The sequence below is a fragment of the Vibrio makurazakiensis genome (assembly GCF_050337375.1).
GTDB lineage: Bacteria > Pseudomonadota > Gammaproteobacteria > Enterobacterales > Vibrionaceae > Vibrio > Vibrio makurazakiensis.
On sequence record NZ_JAKJSW010000259.1, the window covers coordinates 1 to 5,325 of the forward strand.

The window sequence follows — 5,325 nt, forward strand, 5'->3', positions numbered from 1 at the left end:
AGGCAAGTGAGATAACTATTGATAACTTTTTCACGATCACTCCTTTGAAAGTGTCCAAGGCTAAGTGTTCTGATTCAGACGGCTACTGACTAAACTCGCAACCATGATCGCTAAGTAGAAACTGCCTAAAATTGACTCTATAAACACAAAAAAACGGGGGATTGAAAGTGAAGGAGAAATGTCTCCATAGCCAACAGTCGTTAAGGTAATAAAGCTAAAATAGATGACTTCAAATAGGTTTTCAGTCCAAGGTTTAGCTTCGATTCCATTAAACGCTGTTGGAAAGATCTCAATTTGGATCAAGTAGATAATTGACCAAGACATCCCGAACAATAAGTAGATACAAATTGATCCTATGATCTGATTTCGACTTACATAGTCCGTTAACATAACCTGCTTTAATGCCGTAACTGTATGCGATAAAAAGAAAAACAGAATAGCGCTAAGAGTGACAATTGATAGGTCATAGCCTTCTAAAAAAGAGAAGCCTCCTGATACAGCAGCAAGACTCAATAGAAAGCCATACCAACTCCGATAGAAAGTTTGTTTTCTATTTACGCCCACAATAGAAAAAGCCAAGCAAATAATGATGAAAGCCAAAATCATCTTTTGGCCTTCTTCAAACAATTGCTGCACTACCGCACTAGAAAATAGCAGCCCCAGCAGTGCAAAAAACAGAAAGTAAAAATTGTCATCCTTAGACACTTTTTTCATTATTTCTTACCTTCTGCCTCACTATCTAGCCATACAGTAAACAGTTGGTAGGTCAAACTTAGTACCACAGCGCCAACAAACAAACCGACAATGCCTGACATAGCCATACCGCCTAACGCGCCAAGCAATATGACCATCATTGGAATATCTGAACCACGGCTCAATAGCATAGGTTTAAGAATTGCGTCACTACCACTCACTAAAATACACCACACAAGGAAGATCACTGCGGTCGTTGTSGTATCCACTGTAAATACATATATAATCACCGGTAATAGTGCCAAGATAGGTGGTAATTGAATGATTGCGACAAGCAACACCAACAGCATCCATAGCCCGATGGCAGGTACATCTGCGAAGAACATACCTATTCCAGACATAACCGACTGGATTAGTGCAACACCAATAACACCTTGAACAACGCTACGAACGGTCGTTTTAGAAAGCGAAGTCAGAGCCTCTCCATGTTCACCGGTCAGTCTATTAGTCACTAGTACAAAAGCGCGCTCGCACTTATCTGCACTCGCCATAAAGACTCCAGCAATGATTGTAGAAATAATAAACTGGATGAAACCGCCACCAAGCGAACCCACAACACCAGCAACTTTAGTGACTATCGACTTAACTTCTTCGCCGTATTTCAGCAAAACACTTTCAAGGTTAGATGAAAGCTGAAGGCCAAAAGCATAAGCCTTATCACCAATCAGTGGCCATTCTTTCATTCCAACATCCGGTTTAGGGATCGTCACGGTTCCATCTTGGATGCCTACAAGTAATTCCGATCCGCTGGTGTAAAGCCCCGTAGAAATAGCGATCAAAGGCACCAATAATAAAAGCACACCGATAAAGGCAAGCCCTCCACTAGCTTTTCCTATCCCAATACCAAACTTATTACTCGCCCATTGCGCTACCGGATACGACGCTGTCGCAATAATTCCGCCCCAGACCACCAGCAAAATAAAAGGCTGCAATATCGAAAAGCACCAGTAAATGAGGATCGCTATTGCACCAATTTTGATGAACGCATCAATCGCTTGCTTGGAGAAGTTGTTTTCTAAATTCATAAACATTCCTTGTTATTCGATACACGCTACGGCTGTATCTTCAAAAACTTCCAGTTTCGTGTTTCCAAAAAGAAGGAAACGACGATCATATAAACCCCAATCAAGAACAGTTGGAATATACGGATGAACATGTTGTTGTCTATGTCACCAGAACTCATTAGCGTACTGCCTAACAAAACCAACACCGTACTAAAAGCTGTCGCATAAATAGGTGCCTTTTCTGGTTTCGTGTAGATTTGAGTCGCCATAATAATTGCGACAAAAGAGATAAATAAGGTGTAGAACAGTATGTTAGGTACGATGCTCAATACCACAAAAACACCGATAGCTAACAGGCCACCAATACTATTACTTATGATTAAAAAAGCGCTGAGCTTGATTGATTTCTCACCAGTTATCATTAATGACAGCAAAGCAATAAACATCATGGTTAAGAGCGCTTCAGATATCTGAAAAATGAAGAAAAAACAGACCACAGGAAATGAGATGATCATTGCCCGAAAAGCGGCATACCACCGTTGTTGTTTTGACAATGGTGAAGGTTGGTAGCCCTTAAATGTCACTTGTGACTCAGGTAAATAAAGGTGAACCAAAGCAAAAATCACCACCGCGACAACGCCGGAGCTCGCCAGCCCCGTAGCCAAAAACACCGAAATACCAGGATTAGATATCGCCATAAATGGCAACATTAGCACCGCGATGATCAATATTGTCGCAAACAAATTCCATTTGGGGTCGGTGAAGAGGTAGTACCCCCACAGCATCATCAAACCCACTAGAATTAATATCGGGATCGGGTACTGGGTAATACCATTTGAGAGCAGCAGCCCAAGTACCATTGTCGCCACCATAGCGATGGTAAGCTCATAAATGGTTTCTTTGTTCAGTTCAGGCTTATCAATTAAGAACTTCGCAACAAACACTGGAGCTACAAACGCTAACGGCCAGTTTATCCACGCAGCCAGAAATACTGCCAAACCAACTCCCACGGTATACCGTAGGATCTTAGTTTGAATTCGAGGATCCTCGATTAAATTAGCGGACATAAGACATGAAGCTCACGAAACGAATCCACAGCTTACCGATGCTGTTGAAAATAAAATTGTCACCACTGTAAACAATCACGTCGGCCTGGCCACCAATACGCAGTAAACCGGTGGTTTGGGCGTGATCAAACTCGATCGCAATTGGCAGCATTTGCGTTTGACGTAACCAACCTGTTTGATTGTTTGCCTGAGCCAGCTTACCCGCCTGATTGTCTTGCCCCCAATCAACACCCCAGTCCACGCTAGTGACTGTCCCTTTGATGACCTTACCCGGGGCAAAATCAAGAGCAACTTCTACTTCATCACCCGCTTTAATATTTCCTAGGCTGTTTTCTCTGAAGTAGGCTTCAATCCAAATACTTTCTGTTGATACGAAAGTCATCATAGGTTGACCTGCTGACGCATAAAAACCTTCAGACAAACTAAAATTTGATACGCCCCCTACTGTCGGAGCTCTGATTACGGTTCTTTCCAAATTAATTTGTGCTTGCTCAAGTGCCAATAGAGCCGCTTTAATTTGGCTATTTTCTTCACCATCGGCACCAAGTTGGCGTTTGGATTTTTCTAGGTCGGCTTGTGCATTAATCACATTAGCTCGTGCGGTCGCTAAAGATGCTCGCGCTTTATCTGCATCAGATTGAGAAACGACGCCCCTTTCTGCCATTTCTAAAATACGGCTTGATTGAAGTTTTACATTCTCCAACTCTACATTTGCACTGGTTAGTCGAGCTTGAGAAGACGCGATCACAGCGGTTTGTGCGCCTACATTTTGTCCTGCTATTTCAAGATCCTGTTCAGCCTGTTTCACGGCAATCTCATAGTCGACAGGGTTCAACTTCGCAAGTACATCCCCTTCAGCAACGGGTTGGTTTGGTTGAACTAAAATGTCTAGCACTTGACCTGAAACTTGCGGTTTGATCGGTACCACATAACCTTTAACTCTAGCGTTGTCGGTAGAAGGGATAATTCTGTCGGAAATGATACTGAACAGCAGCAAAACAGCGACTGATATGAGTAGATAATTGGTGATTTTTCTTACTTTATTTGCTTTTTCTGGTGAAGAGTTCTCTTTCACACTCGTTTCATCTGGTTGGGAAGTTTCTTGCTTTTCGCTCATATATTTACCTACTGCGTAATCGTCCTGTTTACTAACTATATTTATAGCCTGTTTCTTGAGAAAATCTATTAATATTTCTGTAAAACCTTTTATTATTTAGTACTTTATTTATATCGATCTTTGTTCCCCACCACATACCATTCAAAACAAAATATGTATACCCTGTCGCACTTTCACAAAGAAACTCAACTATTTCAGATATTGGATAAATAAAGTTACCATTTTACGCCAAAATGATTATGCTTATTTAAGTTAGATTTAGAAAAAGGAGTTTCTTTGTCGAATCCATTATCAAAGCCATTACCCATGATCCGTACTGGGTATACTAAAATCATCATCGAAGTATTTTCTAGCTATGGGCTCGACGTTCACGAGCTATTAAAGGATTCAGGCCTTCCACCAGATCTCTTCGCGACCAACAAAGACTATTTACCTGTTGAACCAGTAAAACGCCTAGTATATTTATTATCAACTCAGGTTGGGGTGAATAACTTTAGTGAGCAACTGCGTCTCGCTTTTCGTCAACGAATTATTCCCCAGATTCTTTCAAGGTTTGAATCTGCAACGACGGTAAAAGAAGCACTCAACTTGGCAAATGAAGTGTTTGCTAATGATTCTCCGGGGAGCCGTATCACATTTGAAACTGAGTACAACAGACACTGGTTTTGTAGAACGGTACCATACGAAAACACCCCTTACTTTATTTGGGGCGAAGTATTTGCAGTATTGTATGTTATTGAATTAATACAGGCTCTTACTCAATCGGAGTGGTTCCCTCAACAACTGAAAATTCAGCATATGAACGATGAGGTGATTCGTTCAGCTTTAAATAACAAAACTCAATTGTTTATAGGACAGCATCAAACCGCCTTACTCGTCGATGAAGAAACACTAAACAAACCTATAAAACTGTCTTCTGCTAACACCCAAACTATAGAGCCTATCGTCGAATGGCACAGTAGTTTTAGTGACAGTGTTTTCACTGCATTGCTGCCTTATGTTCGCGAGCATTCCTTAACGGTCGAGCAAGCCGCAAAGCTATTTAAAATGACGTCTCGTACTTTTCAGCGTCGTTTAAAAGAGGAGCGCACGTCGTTTAGACAACTCAAAGAAAGCCTCACTCTTTCAGTTTCCTGTGAATTAATGGAAGAAGGTCACTCCCTGACCTATATCTCTAATCAGCTTGGTTATAACAATATTTCTCATTTCTCTAGAGCTTTTAAAAAAATTACAGGGCTAACACCCAAAGCATATAGAAAGTCAATTTTAGGAGTTCTTGAAGCAGAGTAACTCTATTCATCTTTTCAATTAAAAGTGATTTATCGTTACGTTATAGAGTGAGTTCAAACATTTTACTGTAAAGCATACTCGCTAAGTCAATATG

5 protein-coding genes are annotated in these 5,325 nt (G+C 41.0%); 1 reads left to right on the forward strand and 4 read right to left on the reverse strand.

What is annotated here, in order from left to right; genetic code table 11:
* Positions 1 to 60: 60 nt before the first annotated feature.
* Genes L4C33_RS19425 through L4C33_RS19440 form a run of 4 tightly spaced genes read right to left on the reverse strand, consistent with a single transcriptional unit; the run spans position 61 to position 3,941 of the window.
* Positions 61 to 714: a potassium channel family protein gene (locus L4C33_RS19425; protein ID WP_428814049.1), complete on the reverse strand. Its 654-nt coding sequence runs from the start codon at positions 712 to 714 to the stop codon at positions 61 to 63.
* On the reverse strand, positions 714 to 1,778 hold the full coding sequence (locus L4C33_RS19430; RefSeq protein WP_428814050.1) for an AI-2E family transporter: 1,065 nt from the start codon (positions 1,776 to 1,778) through the stop codon (positions 714 to 716). Before L4C33_RS19430 ends, L4C33_RS19425 begins: the two co-directional genes overlap by 1 nt.
* A gap of 26 nt (positions 1,779 to 1,804) precedes the next feature.
* The gene (locus L4C33_RS19435) at positions 1,805 to 2,824 is read right to left on the reverse strand and encodes a DUF2955 domain-containing protein (protein WP_428814051.1); all 1,020 of its coding nucleotides are present in this window, start codon (positions 2,822 to 2,824) and stop codon (positions 1,805 to 1,807) included.
* Entirely contained in the window at positions 2,814 to 3,941 is a 1,128-nt protein-coding gene (locus tag L4C33_RS19440) for an HlyD family secretion protein (RefSeq protein WP_428814052.1), read from the reverse strand. The genes L4C33_RS19435 and L4C33_RS19440 overlap by 11 nt, the downstream gene beginning before the upstream one ends.
* A gap of 306 nt (positions 3,942 to 4,247) precedes the next feature.
* Between L4C33_RS19440 and L4C33_RS19445 the strand changes: the two genes are divergently transcribed.
* The gene (locus L4C33_RS19445; RefSeq protein WP_428814053.1) at positions 4,248 to 5,231 is read left to right on the forward strand and encodes a helix-turn-helix domain-containing protein; all 984 of its coding nucleotides are present in this window, start codon (positions 4,248 to 4,250) and stop codon (positions 5,229 to 5,231) included.
* Positions 5,232 to 5,325: the final 94 nt, after the last annotated feature.